The sequence below is a fragment of the Hymenobacter aerilatus genome (assembly GCF_022921095.1).
GTDB classification, from domain to species: domain Bacteria; phylum Bacteroidota; class Bacteroidia; order Cytophagales; family Hymenobacteraceae; genus Hymenobacter; species Hymenobacter aerilatus.
On sequence record NZ_CP095053.1, the window covers coordinates 4,424,711 to 4,439,581 of the forward strand.

Sequence of the window (14,871 nt, forward strand, 5' to 3'; positions counted from 1 at the left end):
CTACCAAAGAGACGGACCGCTTTTGTCTAGTAACAGCCTACTTACTTCTACCAAGGCATTTTGTCGCCTTCACCGTCGGCATCGTTGCTGAAGAACTGGCCGGTAGGACCGTCGGCACCCACGGTGGCGTACTTGGCAATAATTTTGGCCGCGTCCTCCACCGTGCCGGGGCCGCTGTGGTGGTTGAAGTCGGTAGCGGTGTAGCCAGGGTCAACCACGTTTATTTTGAAGGGCGTATCGCGCAGATCGTAGGCCAGGGCCACCGTGTAGGCGTTCAAGGCCGTTTTGGAAGGACCGTAAGCGGCAGATTTCACTTGGTAGAACTTCGACGCCGGGTTGGTTTGCATCTCCAGGGAGCCTAGCCCCGAGGTGACATTGACGATGCGCGGCTCGTCGGACTTGCGCAGCAGGTCCAGAAAAGCCTGCGTGACGTTGATGGTGCCGAAAAAATTGGTGTCGAACACCTGCCGGATAGCGGCTGTTTCGGTGGTAATCGTGCTTTGCGGCATGGGGCCGCTGATGCCCGCGTTGTTAATCAAAACGTCCAGCGAGTCGGTCCGCTTGCTTAGTTCCTCCCGTGCCGTACGAATGGAAGCTTCATCTGCAATGTCAATCTGAATGGGTTCCACGGTCGTCAGGCCCTCGGCTTGCAGCTTTGCTACGGCCTCGCTGCCACTTTCCAGGCTACGGCTTCCCAGGTAGATATAGTAGCCTTGCGCGGCCAGTTGCCGGGCGGTTTCAAATCCGATGCTGCGGTTGGCGCCGGTGATGAGTACGGTTTTCATGGTGTATTGCAGTTGTGTTTAAGTACACTGCAAACGTACAGGCACGCTGGGAGCAACTCGTAACCCATATTCCGGTTTCACTGGTACATTTCGCGGACGCCGCTACGGTACTGCAAAGGAGTTTGCTGGGTGAGGCGCTTGAAGAAGCGATTGAAATAGGACGCGTCCTCAAAACCCAGCTGAAACGCAATTTCCTTGCTGGTGTACTCGGTATGGAACAGCAGCCGCTTGGCTTCTACCACCAGCCGCTCGTGGATGTGCGTGATGGCCGATTTACCGCTCTGCTCTTTCACTACGTCGCTCAGGTGGCCGGCCGAAAGGTGTAGCATAGCAGCATAGGCGGCTACATCGTGGTGACGGGCGAAGGAGGCCTCAATCCGAGCCCGAAACTTTCCTAGTAGCACCGCGTCGTCGGCCCCTTCTGGCGCCCGGTACTGGGTCGTGTAGAGGCGGCTCAAGTATACCAGCAGCACGTTCATATAAGCCAGCAGCATGGCGTGCTGCCACGTGTGCGCCGCTTGGTATTCGGCATACAGCTTCCCCAAAATATCCTGCACAAAAGCCATATCGGCTGGCGTGAGGTGTAGCTCATGCCCATTATAGGGGTTCTGAATGATAGGCAGCTGCCGCAGCGTGCCGCTTCCATCCAGCGCCAGAAACTCCTCCGTGAAGTTGATGTTGAACCCCGAAACCGGCTGTAGCTCCTCTTTCAGATGCACTTGGTGCGGAACGGTGAAATACAGCGTACCCGGTTTCAGGGTGTACGGCACAGTATCAATCCAATGCCGGCCGCTGCCTTCCCAAAGCAGCGCCAGAAAATAGTAGTCCTTGCGGTGAGGCACCAGCAGATCGTTCTTCCCATGCACCGCTACCCGCGTCATACTGCGGACCTGCAAAGAGGCGAGCTGGCCATCTGTTTCCAAGGGGTAAGTCGGGATGCGTAGGTTGGGGGCAGTAAGGAGTTGCATGGTAGGGTAGGAGGCAGGTAGGGGCGTGGTTGAAACGCTGGCGGATGATAACCCAACCCGACGCGAAAAGCAAACAACGAACCGGCACGGTAGTTACGCCGCCCAGCGTAGGCGTAGGCAACGGCCTCGAGTAGGGCCGTGTTGCTGCTCATCCGCGGCCGTGCTACTTCTGCTCCGGCTACCGAACCTACCGCCGATTTCGTAAGTTGTAGCTTTCAAAAGACTGAAAGCTCTTCCCTTCGATATGATTCACTTCACCGAATTCACCCTCAACAACGGCTTGCGCTGCATTGTGCACGAAGACCACACCACGCCTATGGCCGTGCTGAATGTGCTCTACAACGTAGGCTCGCGCGATGAGGACCCCGAGCATACCGGCTTTGCGCATCTATTTGAGCACCTGATGTTTTCGGGGTCCGTGAACATTCCGAGCTATGATGAGCCTCTGCAACTGGTAGGCGGCGAAAATAACGCCTTTACCTCGCCCGACATCACCAACTACTACCTTACGGTGCCGGCCGCTAACATTGAAACTGGTTTCTGGCTGGAATCGGACCGGATGCTGAACCTGGCTTTCTCGGAACACGGCCTGGAAGTGCAGCGCAAGGTGGTGGTAGAGGAATTTAAGCAGAACTACCTCAACCAGCCCTACGGCGACCTGTGGCTGAACCTGCGCCCCTTAGCCTACCAGCAGCACCCCTACCGCTGGGCTACCATTGGCAAGGAAGTTAGCCACATCGAAAACGCCACTATGCAGCAGGTGCGCGACTTTTTTGCCAAGCACTACGCACCCCAAAACGCTGTGCTGGTAGTAGCCGGGTCCGTGACGGAGGCCGAAGTGAAGCGCCTGGCCGAAAAGTGGTTCGGACCGATTCCGGGCGGCACACGCTACGAGCGGCAGCTACCCCAGGAGCCGCGCCAGCAGGAAGCCCGCTTCTTAGAGCTCATGTCCGATGTGCCGCTGAGCGCCCTCTACAAAGTGTACCACATGCCCAGCCGCGCAGACGAGGCCTACTACCCCGTCGACCTGCTAAGCGACGTGCTGGGCCGCGGTAAGTCATCGCGCCTGTATCAGCGACTCGTGAAGGAGCAGCAGCTGTTCAACTCCATCTCGGCATCAGTGTCAGGGTCGTTGGAGCCAGGGCTGCTGGTCGTAAGCGGCAAGCTAAACGCCGGCGTAACGCTGGAAGAGGCTGACGCGGCCGTGGAAGCTATTGTTGCTGAGCTGCGCACCGAGTTGGTACCCGCCGAGGAGTTGGAAAAAGTGAAAAATCAGGCCGAAGCCAGCATTGTATTCGGGGAAATTGAACTGCTGAATCGCGCCATGAACCTGGCATACAGCAAGCTCATCGGCGACGCCAACTTGGTGAACCAGGAAAGCGCCAAGGTGCAAGCCGTGACGCCTGAAGCCGTACTGGCCGCCGCCCAGGATGTACTGCGACCCGACAATTGCAGTACCCTCTACTACCGCGCCCAACCCAAAGAAGCTGCCGCTACATTAGCCGTAGCGGAAGAAATGGAGTAGTGTATTTCTTATAAAAAGGAGCGTCATGCTGAGCGGAGCCGAAGCATCTCGCGTGCCGATGGTAGGTGACTATCTATCATCAGCACGCGAGATGCTCCGGCTCCGCTCAGCATGACGCTCCTTTTTAGTGGAACTCGCTACTGGCAGCGGTTGCACACGCCGGCCAGTAGGTAGTCGCGGCTCACGGCGCGGAAGCTGGTAGGTAGTGCCACGGTCGGAATGGCCACTTGGTTAAGACAGTAAATGTGGGCGCACTCGGTGCACTTGAAATGCACATGATTATCGAAGTGCGCTTCTTCGGTGCACTCAATAGAGCAGGCCGCGTAGCGGATGATGTCGGATGCGTCGATAACGCGGTGAATCAAGCCTTTCTCCTCGAAGGAGCGCAACGTGCGGTACAGCGTAATGCGGTCGGTGTCCTGCCCTAGCTGCTGCTCAATCTCGTGGCCCGACAGAGCATAGGGTGAGGCTCCCAGTACCTGAAGCACACGTAGGCGGGTAGGCGTCTGACGCAAGCCATGACGACTAAGCGTTTCGGCAATATGGTTGTGAGGCTTTTCCATAACAACTAGGGTAGGGCGGGTAGCAACAAAGGTAGCAAGGAACCAACGGAGAGACTTCATGCAACAATTTGCGTTGGTCTGATTTACTTTTACCTGTAATTTGCAACAATGTTGCTTTTATTTAATCTTTGTAACTGCGTAAGCAGTATACTAAACCATTGAAAATGATGCAGAGTTGCAAAAATAGCTCCTGATGCTATTTTTCTCTGTTTACACGTCAAGCAGTAAAGCAAGTGATAGTCTGCCTAGCCCGAAAAGTTGCTTAAGACCTGAGTTAATGCGAAAGAAGAAACCACTGGCAGCCCCACACCGCATACTGGTGTGCATTAGCTAGAAGATTAGAAGAAAGTGTGATTATGCTTTCCTCCATAAATAGCCGCCGCTCCGCTGCGGCCGCACCCACTCTCCTGGTTTGGTTTTGGAGAACTAGGGAAGGCACCAGCCATTGGCTGGTGCTTTCTTCTTTTTCAAACTTGTAGAGGAACGCAAAGACGCACTAATAGGATTCTCGTCGAGCGGTTCGGAAACATTCGCCACGACGAGAATCCTATTAGTGCGTCCCTACTATATTCTTACGCAAATGCCAGATGACTCAGCGGACTAATCGCGCCTGGGCGGACGACGGGTTTTCAGCTTCTTTGCTTTCACCAGATCGGGGCTGGCGGAGAGGGTAGTGGCCTTTTCCTCCTGAGCCGGGCTGATGGGCTTGTTGTCGTAGCCGGTGGTGACTTGCTGCTTGGGGGCGCCCGTCATGTTGGGCGCCACGTACGTGCCCTCCACGGTGGTATCGCGGGCGGCAGGGCGTTTTTTGGCGGGGCGCGCCGTTTGGGCCGCAACTGTATGAGCACTCACGCTGGCCAATAGTAAGATGGCCAGCACATATATATATTCTTACGCATGAGAAGTGGTCGTTTACAGGTGTGTTGTTCTGTATACGCTACTTCAAATCATAGGATTATGGTGTGCCAATGGTTATTTCCGTTTGCGGCTGGGAGTAGGTGCCGACGTTGTTTTTTCAGTCGAAAGGCTGGTAGCACCTGTTGCTGCGACCTTGGCAGGCTTCTTCTTCAGTGGCCGGCCCATGTAGTCGGTAGTGGGCGGACTCGGCATGTTGAGGCGCAACCCGGGCGCCAGCTTCAGGTTTTCCTCGTCGCGCCGGTTCGAGCGGTCGTAGCGTGAGTAGGCGCCGGAGCGTGCCTTGGCTTTAGTGTTACTTGTTCTGTGGTAGCCGTTGGCCGTGGGCTGCTTGGTCTTGACTTTAATCTTGGCTTGCTGCGCTACCGCTGGTAGACTGCTAATAGCCCACGCGAGGCAGACACATAGGAGAGCGTTTTTCATAACGGAGGGTAGGTAAGATAATCAGAAAAGTCCTAAAAAGTATGCATACGGCGGGGCTACCTTTTTGGTCAGAAAATACGAACGGGCCAGCCTTTTTTTGCCTAGGCTGGCCCGTATTCGCCACTTGTTTTTCGCGCTTCTTACTGCTGCGGCCGGTAGACAGTCGCCACTGGAGCGCCTTGCGGTTGCAGTTCCGGCTCGGCCGAGAGCGAGGTAGGGGCCTTGCGAACCGTGGGCTTCAGCGGGCGACCCCAATAATCGGTGGTGGGGCGCTGGTGCAGGCTGAGCGCCATACCCGGTGCGGTAGACCAGCCTGTCTCGTACACGGGTGCGTCTGCTACCTCTACGCGGGCTGCTTTGCGTGGCCGGGCCTTCAGCGGCCGGCCGTGGTAATCGGTGCTGGGGCGGGCGCTAACTGTGGGGTTAGCCGCCGGCGCTACTTTCCAGCCAGTAGGATAGGAGTCGGAAGTAGCTGCTGGGGCTGTATCAAACCACGGGTTAGATTCGGTAGTCGTCTGAGCCTGGGCAGTAGCAGCACCAGCTAATAGGAATAGAGCTGCGGTAACAAAAGCGAAACGTTTCATGGGAATGGAAGGATGAAGTGAGAAACTGATTTCGATACACCCTCCGCGGTCAGCAGCTCAAAGACGTCTCCCGGATCTATCCAAACCAAAGTGGGTATTCTCCTACTTGCAGCAACCGTACCAAAGTGGTGGAATGGTGAGTTGATGAAATGGTGAATGCAAAAGCATCTGTCATCCTGAGCTTGCGAAGGACCTTATGCCCATAGAACGACTTGCGTACCAACGACTCGTTTATGCGTGAGAAGGTCCTTCGCAAGCTCAGGATGACAGATGCTTTTGCATTCACAACTTCGCAACTTCCCTACTCACCACTTCACAAACTGACCTCTTCCCCTGTACCTTTGCAACATGATGCAGGAGAATATCACGCGGCTGCGCGCCGACATTGAAGCATACGACGTTACCAGCCACGAGCAGCTGGAGCAATTCCGCATTGCCTTCACCGGCCGCAAGGGCCAGTTAGCCGATCTGTTCGATCAGCTGAAGACCGTGCCTCAGGAGGAGCGCCGGGCCGTGGGTCAGGAACTAAATCAGCTGAAGCAGTTTGCCCAGCAGCGGTTTGAGGAACGACGCGAACAGCTAGAAGCTGCCCAAAACAATGCCCCCGCCGACCCTACCTTCGACTACACCCTACCCCCTACGCCCCAGGCCCTGGGCACGCGCCACCCCCTAAGCCTAGTGCGCGAGGAAATGGTGCGCATCTTCTCCCGCATTGGCTTCAACGTGGCCGAGGGACCCGAAATTGAGGACGATTGGCACAACTTCACGGCCCTCAACTTCCCCGAAAACCACCCGGCGCGCGACATGCAGGATACGTTCTTCATCGCGCCTACTGCCCCACCCACTCATCTGGAAAACGGTGAAATGGCGAGCAGTGAAAGTTCATCTGCCACTCCCCATCCCACAGGTTCACCATCTCACCTGCTGCGCACGCACACCAGCACAGTGCAGGTGCGCGTGATGGAAAGCCAGCAGCCGCCCATCCGCAGCATCATGCCGGGCCGGGTGTATCGCAACGAGGCTATTTCGGCGCGGGCGCACATGATGTTCCACCAGGTAGAAGGTATCTTTATCGATGAGGGCGTGAGCTTTGCCGACCTCAAGCAGACCGTGTACTACTTCGTGCAGGAGATGTTTGGAGAGGATATTCAGATTCGGTTCCGCCCCTCGTTCTTTCCCTTCACCGAGCCATCCGCCGAAATCGACATCACCTGCCTGATTTGTAAAGGCAAGGGCTGCAACATCTGCAAGGGTAGCGGCTGGGTTGAAATTGGCGGCTGCGGCATGGTAGACCCCGCCGTGCTCCAGCAATCCGGCATCGACCCCGAGCGCTACTCCGGCTACGCCTGGGGCATGGGTATCGAGCGCATCACCATGCTCAAGTACCAGATCAAGGACCTGCGCCTGTTCACAGAAAACGATATGCGCTTCTTACGGCAGTTTGAGGGAGCCTAAGCTTTCAGATACGCGGCCGACGCACTAAAAAGAACGTCCTGGAGACTTACCAGGGCGTTCTTTCGTTTGAGGTACTAGCACTACCATTTTCCTACCCCTATATGTCGTCTACCTCTGCCAACCGGGCATTGCTGGCCCTGCTGCTTTTTCTGAGCCAAGCGCTGTTAGGTTGCGGCTCCAATACTAGCAACGACCCTAGCCCGCAAATTCCCTATGCTATTGTGAATGAGGTGCTGAATCTGAGAAACCAGGAAAATGCCAACCTGCTCTTCGACAACGGCACCATAACCCACACTGGGGGATTGCGCGGGCTGATTGTGGTACGGCAGCCCGGCGGCACCTACACGGCCTTCGAGCGCACCTGCCCCTACCAACCCCAAAACGCCTGCGCCCGCATCAGCATCGACCCTTCGTCGCGCCTGTTTCTGGTCGACTCGTGCTGCGGCTCCCGTTTCGACCTGCAAGGGCAGGTATTGGCCGGGCCAGCCACGCGGCCGCTACGACGCTACACAACTAATGTGTCGGGTAATCTATTGAGCATCAATAATTAGAAAATTTATCTAAGTTTTTTTGGCTGATAATTTGCAAAAAGTGAGAATCTGCCCTAATATTGCACCCGCAACGACAGATAAACGTCGCCATAACCGCTTCCTTAGCTCAGCCGGTTAGAGCATCTGACTGTTAATCAGAGGGTCCCTGGTTCGAGCCCAGGAGGGAGCGCTACAGCTTAGAAAGCCCGCCTAACCGGCGGGCTTTCTTCGTTTCTAGCGTGTACGGTATTTTCGAGGAATAAATTTCACTACCTACTCGTTTCCACTACCCCGGCACATAGCAGAAGATACTGTCTGCTGCACCAAGGCGCCGTAGATTTCACTGCACCGGCTGGCATGCTGCTATTAGGAACAGAGCCGGTTTCGCTGCCCTACCCCGCTTCAATCAGTACGCTTTCCGCCTGCACCGCACTAGCACTGCGCATCCGTAGTCAGGCGCTGTAAAATCAGCTACTTCAGGAGAAGTGAAATGGGAAGAGTTTATTCAGAAATGCGGGGCGGTGTTTCGCTAATAAGGTAACAAAAAGCCTGTATGTAAACCCAATAGGAGCTTTTCCATTGGGGTTTGTTTTGAAACATTGTAGCCAATCGTTTATTGTGTCAAGACGAACTATAACAGCTGTTTATCGTAGATTTTAGTGTGCAGATCTAGAAGAAAATACTATCGTTGACTGTGTTACGTAATCACAGAAAGTAATTACTGTCGTTCCATCTATCTGATACTACAGCTGTGTCTTGTTTGATTTGCAACAAAGATGCATATTTGATAGAATGGCTATATTTGCCTCATGAAACATTCCTTACCTCGTGTTTGGGCTGACTACGGAGGCATAGTAAATGCGACGCTCTGCTTACTCCATTGTGCGGCTGGTCCTCTATTGCTAGCCTGGTGGAGTGGTACCCAGCACGCAGCGCCTGCTCCGTACTGGGATGCACTGTTTCTGGTGCTGAGTGGTGTGTTGGTGGTAGGAGCAACATGGCGGCTTTCGTCGCTGGGGCTCCGCCTGGCTCTATGGGCTTTCTTTGCGTTGTTTGCGGCCACTGTGCTGCTGGTCGATTACTGGTCGTGGCTGGAACTAGTGCAGTATGCTGCCTCGCTAGGGTTGGTTGGTACACATCTGCTTAATCTGCGTTACTGCCGCCGTTGCGCCGCAGTGCCAGCCACTATTTCTGGTTGATTCATAGTCCGCTTGTTTCCTGGATGCTATATACTTGTTGCTATTATCTCTTTTGCTGAGTTGGGGCATTGCTCTGACTCCACTAACCTGAGCTAAGCGTTGGACGATGCGGCAGATTTACTTCGAAGCCCGTCGTCCTTTGCCGGATTCTTTGCGGGAGTAGCCAATAGGGAGCCTGGTAGACGACACCAACGCCGTTCTGAAACGCGACGAGCAGACGGTACTGGGTACCTTTTTTCTTGGTAGTGCCTATCGCTACGTGCTGATTACGGTAGGTCGCGGCACCCTATCCACCCCCTGTCAACCGGTGGCTGGTCAGTAATTTTGCTTTTTGATTTGTTTGATAGATGATGGTACGTAGTACAACCCGTCGCATGATGGCTCTTGTTGCGGCGTTGATTTGTGCGGAGCCTATGCACACGATGGCCCAGGATGTGTTGACCCTACCCCCCGTTCTACCGTGGTCGGGCAAGAGCGAGCGGCTGATTGTGAAGCCGAATGATCCGTGGAGTACGCCGGCCGAAGCGGCTAATTTTCAGACCACGCCGCGCTACGCCGAGGTTCGGTCCTGGCTGGAGCGGCTCGATGCGGCTTCTCTCTTGCTGACCCTGCACACCTTCGGGCGCACGGGAGAAGGCCGTGACCTGCTGTACGTGCGCGCCAGCAAGGGTGGCGCTGCCAAGCCAGTAGTGTTGGTGCAGGCGGGTATCCACTCAGGCGAGATTGATGGCAAGGATGCCGGCCTGATGCTGCTGCGCGATATTGCGCTGCGCGGCAAGGATAAGCTGCTTGACCAAGTAGACCTCGTGTTCGTGCCGATTTACAACATCGACGGCCACGAGCAGATGAGCCCGTGGAACTTCCCCCACCTGCGCGGCCCCGCCGAAAAAGGACGGGATGCCAACGCTCGGAACATCGACCTAAACCGCGACTACGGTAAGCTAGATGCGCCAGAATCGCGGGCCATGATTGGGCTGCTCCGGCAGCTAGACCCCATTCTCTACATCGATTGCCACGTCAGCGAAGGCTTCGACATGCAATACGATGTGACCTTCACCTACGCGGGCTGGGGCACGTATGCGCGCCACCGAGCCACAGCCGACTGGCTGGAAGGGCGTTTCGGTCCGGCCGTGATGCAGGCGCTGACTAAGGCGGGCCATACCCCCATCATCTACCCTAGTCCCATCGACACGCGCGAGCCAACCAAAGGCATCCGCTATAGTCCCGAAGGCCCGCGCTACTCTACGGGGTACGGCGACTTTATCAGTGTGCCTACCGTGCTGGTAGAGAACCACATGCTGAAGCCTTACCGCCAGCGCGTGCTGGGCACCTATGTGCTGCTGGAAGCCGCACTGAAAATTGCGGCGGCTGATGCTGAGCGAATTGCGGCCGCCAAGGCCAAGGACCGCGCAAGCCGGCCCACCGAACTGCTCACGCGCTGGAAGCCCGCGCCGCAGCCCATCGGGTGGATCGACAAGTTTAAGGGAGTAGCCTTCGAGTGGTATCAGTCGCCGGCCTCGGGGCGCCAGGAACAGCGTTGGCTCGGCCAGCCGATTACCTTCCGCATGCCCATTATCGGGCAGCAGCCCACTCAGACGGTGCAGCTGCCCAAAGCCTGGTGGGTGCCCGCCGCTCAAATGGAGGTGCTCGACCGGTTGCGCCTGCACGGCATTGCGTTCGAGACGCTGACCGCCCCCCGAACCCTGCAACTCGATCAGGTGCGGCTCGTCGACCCCAAGCTGTTGCAACCCAGCGAAGGGCGCGTGCCGATAACGGCCACCTTCGTGCACGGGCAACAGGAGCAGGTGATGCCGGCGGGAAGCGTGCGTGTACCCGCCGATCAGCCCAACGGGCTGCTGGCGGCCGCCTTGCTGGAGCCAGAAAGCCAGGACTCATTTCTGGCCTGGGGCTTCTTCCCCGAGATGCTGGCCCCCGCGCCAAACACAGACGCCTTCGTGCTGGCCGCGCTGGGTGAGCGTTTGCTGGCCACCAATCCAAAGCTGAAGGCCGAATTTGAAGCCAAGCTTCAGGCCGAGCCTGCCTTCGCCGCCGATCCGGATGCCCGGCTCACCTGGCTCTACGCGCACGCCGGGCCGGGTCATCCCTACCCCCTGCGCTACCCTATTTTACGTGAGGTGAACTAAGGGGGAGCGTGCTAGCACCTGCTGTGCTACGCAACGGCCGGGCTACAAAGCCGGCCCGCTTTGCCCCCCGCGCAGGGTAGGCCACTACCGCGTAGCGTGTAGCAGCCGCCGGTAGCCCACGCCCAGCACCGTGGCGGTAATGCCCGCGTACAGCAACCACGAGGGGCCAATCGGGAGCCAATGGTAGTCGGCGTACACGCGGGGCCGAAACTGTGGGATGGCCTCGGCATCGGCTACCGTGAAGGTGCGGTAGGTGATTTCCTGGGCCATTTTGGGGTAGAAGAACCGCTGCGTGTGGTAGCGAAAGGCATCCACGTCGCGGCTGAAGTGGTTGAACTGCTGCCAGTGTGTGCCCGCCAGCGCCGCCAAGGTTTCCTGCAAGAGCAGGGCCGGGCTCATGAGCTGCCAGCCGCGCAACGCCGCCTGCTGCTGTTCAATTTGCCCGTAGAGCTGGCGCTCGGCCTGCTGGGTGGCCTGATCCTTGATTTCCTGGCTTTTGTACACGATAACGCCGTAGCCATAGACCATGCCCGGCGTCACCACTGAGGCCTGCCGGATAAGCGTGCGCGGGCTGCTGAATACCTCTTTGGTCAGCGTCTGCCCGTCGCGCTCAAAGTAGCGGTTGATGGCGTCGCGCTCCGCACTGGTAATGGCAATGCGGCTGGGGATAGGGTAGGCGCGGTCGAGGCCAAACTGGAGCAGCGCTGGTACCAGCAGCCCCAGCACCAGCCAGAGAAAGATGAGCGTCAGCGCATTCAGATTGGAGCTCAGCGAAAAGCTATTGACCAGCAACGCCAGCGCAACCCAAAAGGCGAAGTACAACGACACGGCCACCACCAGCCACCACCAGTTGCTAGTGGCCAGGAAAGCCGGACCCACCAACGCAGCCAACACGGGCGTTACAACCGCCCAAAAAAACAGCGTGAACAGCCCGTAGCGAATCCCGAGCCGCATCAGCGTGAGCCGGGCAATGGACTGATTGCTGGTTTTGAGCAGCACCCACGTACCCTGTTCCCGCTCGCTGGATACTACGTTGTAGGTGAACACGATGAGGAGCAGCGGCAGCAAATACACCACCACAAACGCGAAGTCGAAGGCACCCACAAATTGCAGGTAGCTGTTGTCAATCTCGCTTTCGTGCACCAATTGTTGCTTTTTGGTGATGTAGACCTTGTAGTAGAAAGGTTGCACCCCACTCTGGCCCGCAGCCAGGGCCTGCAGGGCGAAGGGGGCCTTCACGGCGTACTGTGGGCCCTCGTTGCGAGCCGTGTTGTAGGCGTAGGTAGGGTCGTCCCAGATGAAGCCGGGGTAGTGCATGCCGTGCGCCTCCACGCGCCGGATGCGCTGCACCAAGCTGTCCTGCATTTCCTGGCGGTGCGCCCGGATGCGGCCCAGCGTGCGCTGCTGCGTGTGCCATTGGCTACTGCCAGCCCATAGGGCAGCTAGCAGCACCACCAGCACCAGCGAGAAAAGAACAACCAGTACCCGGTTGCGGTATAGGGAGGTAAGCTCGTGGCGCCACAGCACCCCAAACAAAGAAGCAGACATAAAAGAGGAGCTAGTAGCTACAAGCTGATTTTTTTGGCTAGCACGAGTAAGCCGCCCGCCGCCACGCTCCAGCCCAGTAGCAAGAGCACGGGCCCGGTGGCATGGCGCAACCGCCAGCCCAGGCCGGGCGCCGCGTAGGCAAACTGCGGTACCGTGCGCCAAAAGGCATTGCCTGCCACCGTGTTTTTCTGGTAAAATGCATCCACGATGCGGCCCACGCGCCGGCGGTGCACTTCGGCCTGGGCGGCAAAGTCACGGTGGGTATCGAGGTCGGTGGCGGTGAGGTGGAGCGACAACTCGCGGAACGCCAGGAAAGGCGAGAGCAGGGCGCTCAACTGCACCAGACGGTTCTGCCTGACTTCGTTGCGCTCGATGGCGGCGTAGGCCCGGTCCATCACCCGCCCATCCGATTTCTCAGCCGCTTCAATGGTAACGGGAATAAAGTATACCGGCAGATCTTCCAGGCGTCGCACACCGTAGCGTGCCAGCATGCTATCGGCCAGGGCCTCGCGGCGTTGGTCTTTGGTGCCCTCGTTGCCTACCCCATATTGCATGTCGTGGAAGGTGTGGTCGTCAAATGCAACGGCCGTGGTGGCGGGGTGCGTCCGTCGGGCTACCTCACTTGTCAGCCGGGGCACAAGAAACACGCCCAGCAGCCAGAAGCCGGCCAGCACCACCAACGCCAGCGCCGAGTTGCGCGTGAGCAGCGACACGGCCCCACCCAGCACCGTGAGCAAGGCTGCGTATAGCAGCAGCCCGGCCACGTAGCAGGCATAGGTAGGCAGCAGCGGCACCAGTCCATCCAGCCCTAGGTGCGCGGCCAGCAGCCCCAGCGGCCCCAGGGCCAGCACCGCCACCACGGCCCCTACCACTACTCCCGCAGCCAATAGCTTGCCCACCAGCAGCTGCCCGGTGCTCACCCGCGCGCTGAGCACTAGCTTGATGGTACCATTTTCCCACTCCTTCGAGAACAGGTTGTGGGTAAGCAAGAAGATGAACAACGGCAGTAGGAGCTGGGCGAAGTAGCCCACATTCAGAAAGCCGAAGCTACGCAGGGCCGTGGCGTCGCTCACCTCCCGAAACTTCACCTCGCCGCGCTTGTGCGGCTCCAGGTAAAACGAGTTGCCGGTATAGTCTTCAATACCGTTGTCAAGTAGGGCCAGGTCGGCCGTGGGCTTGTAGGCGTAGAAGCCGAAGTGCGCGCCCAAGTGCGGATTCTTATCGCCCTGCGAGACAAACTGTTCATAGGTAGTCTGTTGCGACTGGCGCAAAAACGCGCTGCGTGTAGTGTAGTAGGTGTAGCCGTTGTAGAGGGCTAGCCCCACCAGCAGCGCCAGCCCAGTCAGCAGCCACGTGGCGTTGGTGGTGCGCCGCAGCTCGCGCAGCTCTTTGCCAATGAGTAAGCGCAGCATTTAGGCCGGTTGGTTAACGGTGGCGAGGTAGAGGTTGGTCAGCTCGGCGTAGTCTACTTGGTCGGCGCGCAGCTCCTGGCGTAGGCGGCCCTGGTGCATAATACCAATGCGGTGGCCCAACTCCTTGGCCATCAGTAGGTCGTGCGTGGCCATGAGTGTGCATACACCCTGCTCACTCAGTCGCCGAATCACCTGGGCAAACTCGTTGCTGGCGTGCGGGTCGAGGCCCGAGGTAGGCTCATCCAGAAACAGCACCTTGGCCTGCTTAGCCAGCGCAATGGCAATGCCTACCTTCTGGCGCATGCCCTTGCTGTAGCCGCTCACCCGCTGGTCGAGGGCCTCGGGTTGCAGGCCGGCCGTGCAAGTGAAATCCGCCAGCTCGGGGCGCGAGTAACGAAAGCCAGAGAGCCCACTGAAAAAGGCCAGGTTTTCCAGACCCGTGAGGGTAGGGTAGAGGTTCACGATTTCGGGAATGTAGGCAACCAGGTTGCGCGTGGCGTGGTTGTTCACGGCTACCTCCAGCCCGTCAATCAGTGCCCGCCCGCTGGTGGCTGGCAGAAAGCCCAAGAAGATATTGATGGTGGTAGATTTACCGGCCCCGTTGGAGCCCAGCAGGCAGTATATCTCCCCAGGCGAAATGGTCAGGTTGAGGTTGTCGAGCGCTAGATGCGTTCCGTAGCGTCTCGTTAGATTTTCGGCTTGCAGCATAGTACAGAAAAGGAAATAACGCTTGCGCAGCTAGTACTACTGCGCAATGGCTATTCCTACAAATATAGCTGACCCGCCACCAGCCGGTATGAACGGCTGGAGCCTCCCGTAG

Annotated in this window: 14 protein-coding genes and 1 tRNA gene; 6 read left to right on the plus strand and 9 right to left on the minus strand. The window is 57.7% G+C overall.

What is annotated here, in order from left to right; translation table 11 throughout:
- Positions 1–47: 47 nt before the first annotated feature.
- Positions 48–785 carry an SDR family oxidoreductase gene (locus tag MUN82_RS18545; protein WP_245092816.1) on the minus strand — a complete coding sequence of 246 codons (738 nt, stop codon included), beginning with the start codon at positions 783–785 and terminating at the stop codon, positions 48–50.
- Positions 786–862: 77 nt separating this feature from the next.
- Complete coding sequence (locus MUN82_RS18550; RefSeq protein WP_245092817.1) at positions 863–1,753, minus strand: AraC family transcriptional regulator; 891 nt, start codon at positions 1,751–1,753, stop codon at positions 863–865.
- Positions 1,754–1,997: 244 nt separating this feature from the next.
- Between MUN82_RS18550 and MUN82_RS18555 the strand changes: the two genes are divergently transcribed.
- Positions 1,998–3,278: a M16 family metallopeptidase gene (locus tag MUN82_RS18555; protein WP_245092818.1), complete on the plus strand. Its 1,281-nt coding sequence runs from the start codon at positions 1,998–2,000 to the stop codon at positions 3,276–3,278.
- Positions 3,279–3,415: 137 nt separating this feature from the next.
- Here the strand turns inward: MUN82_RS18555 and MUN82_RS18560 are convergent, their stop codons facing one another.
- From MUN82_RS18560 to MUN82_RS18575, 4 genes are all read right to left on the minus strand, one after another.
- A complete protein-coding gene (locus MUN82_RS18560) occupies positions 3,416–3,841 on the minus strand; it encodes a Fur family transcriptional regulator (protein WP_245092819.1) in 426 nt (141 codons plus the stop codon).
- Between the two features lie 600 nt (positions 3,842–4,441).
- Positions 4,442–4,720: a hypothetical protein gene (locus MUN82_RS18565; RefSeq protein WP_245092820.1), complete on the minus strand. Its 279-nt coding sequence runs from the start codon at positions 4,718–4,720 to the stop codon at positions 4,442–4,444.
- A gap of 93 nt (positions 4,721–4,813) precedes the next feature.
- Positions 4,814–5,179 (minus strand): hypothetical protein, encoded by a 366-nt coding sequence (locus MUN82_RS18570; RefSeq protein ID WP_245092821.1) that lies wholly within the window; start codon positions 5,177–5,179, stop codon positions 4,814–4,816.
- Positions 5,180–5,319: 140 nt separating this feature from the next.
- Positions 5,320–5,763, minus strand: a complete 444-nt coding sequence (locus tag MUN82_RS18575; RefSeq protein WP_245092822.1) for a hypothetical protein — start codon at positions 5,761–5,763, stop codon at positions 5,320–5,322.
- A 351-nt stretch (positions 5,764–6,114) separates the two neighbouring features.
- On the opposite strand from MUN82_RS18575, the gene pheS reads away from it, so the two are divergent.
- The 5 genes from pheS (at position 6,115) to MUN82_RS18600 (ending at position 11,091) form a co-directional block, all read left to right on the plus strand.
- The gene (gene pheS, locus MUN82_RS18580) at positions 6,115–7,218 is read left to right on the plus strand and encodes a phenylalanine--tRNA ligase subunit alpha (RefSeq protein ID WP_245097604.1); all 1,104 of its coding nucleotides are present in this window, start codon (positions 6,115–6,117) and stop codon (positions 7,216–7,218) included.
- A 101-nt stretch (positions 7,219–7,319) separates the two neighbouring features.
- On the plus strand, positions 7,320–7,769 hold the full coding sequence (locus MUN82_RS18585; protein ID WP_245092823.1) for a QcrA and Rieske domain-containing protein: 450 nt from the start codon (positions 7,320–7,322) through the stop codon (positions 7,767–7,769).
- Between the two features lie 95 nt (positions 7,770–7,864).
- A tRNA-Asn gene (locus MUN82_RS18590) sits at positions 7,865–7,938 on the plus strand.
- 619 nt (positions 7,939–8,557) lie between these two features.
- Positions 8,558–8,947 (plus strand): MerC family mercury resistance protein, encoded by a 390-nt coding sequence (locus MUN82_RS18595; RefSeq protein ID WP_245092824.1) that lies wholly within the window; start codon positions 8,558–8,560, stop codon positions 8,945–8,947.
- Positions 8,948–9,321: 374 nt separating this feature from the next.
- Positions 9,322–11,091, plus strand: coding sequence for a M14 family metallopeptidase (locus MUN82_RS18600; protein WP_245092826.1), 1,770 nt, complete (start codon positions 9,322–9,324; stop codon positions 11,089–11,091).
- Positions 11,092–11,175: 84 nt separating this feature from the next.
- On the opposite strand, the gene MUN82_RS18605 is transcribed toward MUN82_RS18600, so the two are convergent.
- The 3 genes from MUN82_RS18605 to MUN82_RS18615 are packed head-to-tail and all read right to left on the minus strand — an operon-like array spanning position 11,176 to position 14,759.
- Entirely contained in the window at positions 11,176–12,639 is a 1,464-nt protein-coding gene (locus tag MUN82_RS18605) for a DUF3526 domain-containing protein (protein WP_245092828.1), read from the minus strand.
- Between the two features lie 17 nt (positions 12,640–12,656).
- Entirely contained in the window at positions 12,657–14,051 is a 1,395-nt protein-coding gene (locus MUN82_RS18610; RefSeq protein ID WP_245092830.1) for a DUF3526 domain-containing protein, read from the minus strand.
- Positions 14,052–14,759 carry an ABC transporter ATP-binding protein gene (locus MUN82_RS18615; RefSeq protein ID WP_245092832.1) on the minus strand — a complete coding sequence of 236 codons (708 nt, stop codon included), beginning with the start codon at positions 14,757–14,759 and terminating at the stop codon, positions 14,052–14,054.
- Between the last annotated feature and the right edge of the window lie 112 nt (positions 14,760–14,871).

Excerpts from the sequence above, each read along its gene's own strand:
- MUN82_RS18560 (WP_245092819.1), bottom strand. The coding sequence starts at position 3,841 with ATGGAAAAGCCTCACAACCATATTGCCGAAACGCTTAGTCGTCATGGC.
- MUN82_RS18610 (WP_245092830.1), bottom strand. The coding sequence starts at position 14,051 with ATGCTGCGCTTACTCATTGGCAAAGAGCTGCGCGAGCTGCGGCGCACC.
- MUN82_RS18605 (WP_245092828.1), bottom strand. The coding sequence starts at position 12,639 with ATGTCTGCTTCTTTGTTTGGGGTGCTGTGGCGCCACGAGCTTACCTCC.
- MUN82_RS18615 (WP_245092832.1), bottom strand. The coding sequence starts at position 14,759 with ATGCTGCAAGCCGAAAATCTAACGAGACGCTACGGAACGCATCTAGCG.
- MUN82_RS18600 (WP_245092826.1), top strand. The coding sequence starts at position 9,322 with ATGATGGCTCTTGTTGCGGCGTTGATTTGTGCGGAGCCTATGCACACG.
- MUN82_RS18545 (WP_245092816.1), bottom strand. The coding sequence starts at position 785 with ATGAAAACCGTACTCATCACCGGCGCCAACCGCAGCATCGGATTTGAA.
- MUN82_RS18595 (WP_245092824.1), top strand. The coding sequence starts at position 8,558 with ATGAAACATTCCTTACCTCGTGTTTGGGCTGACTACGGAGGCATAGTA.
- MUN82_RS18555 (WP_245092818.1), top strand. The coding sequence starts at position 1,998 with ATGATTCACTTCACCGAATTCACCCTCAACAACGGCTTGCGCTGCATT.
- MUN82_RS18575 (WP_245092822.1), bottom strand. The coding sequence starts at position 5,763 with ATGAAACGTTTCGCTTTTGTTACCGCAGCTCTATTCCTATTAGCTGGT.
- pheS (WP_245097604.1), top strand. The coding sequence starts at position 6,115 with ATGCAGGAGAATATCACGCGGCTGCGCGCCGACATTGAAGCATACGAC.
- MUN82_RS18550 (WP_245092817.1), bottom strand. The coding sequence starts at position 1,753 with ATGCAACTCCTTACTGCCCCCAACCTACGCATCCCGACTTACCCCTTG.
- MUN82_RS18570 (WP_245092821.1), bottom strand. The coding sequence starts at position 5,179 with ATGAAAAACGCTCTCCTATGTGTCTGCCTCGCGTGGGCTATTAGCAGT.
- MUN82_RS18585 (WP_245092823.1), top strand. The coding sequence starts at position 7,320 with ATGTCGTCTACCTCTGCCAACCGGGCATTGCTGGCCCTGCTGCTTTTT.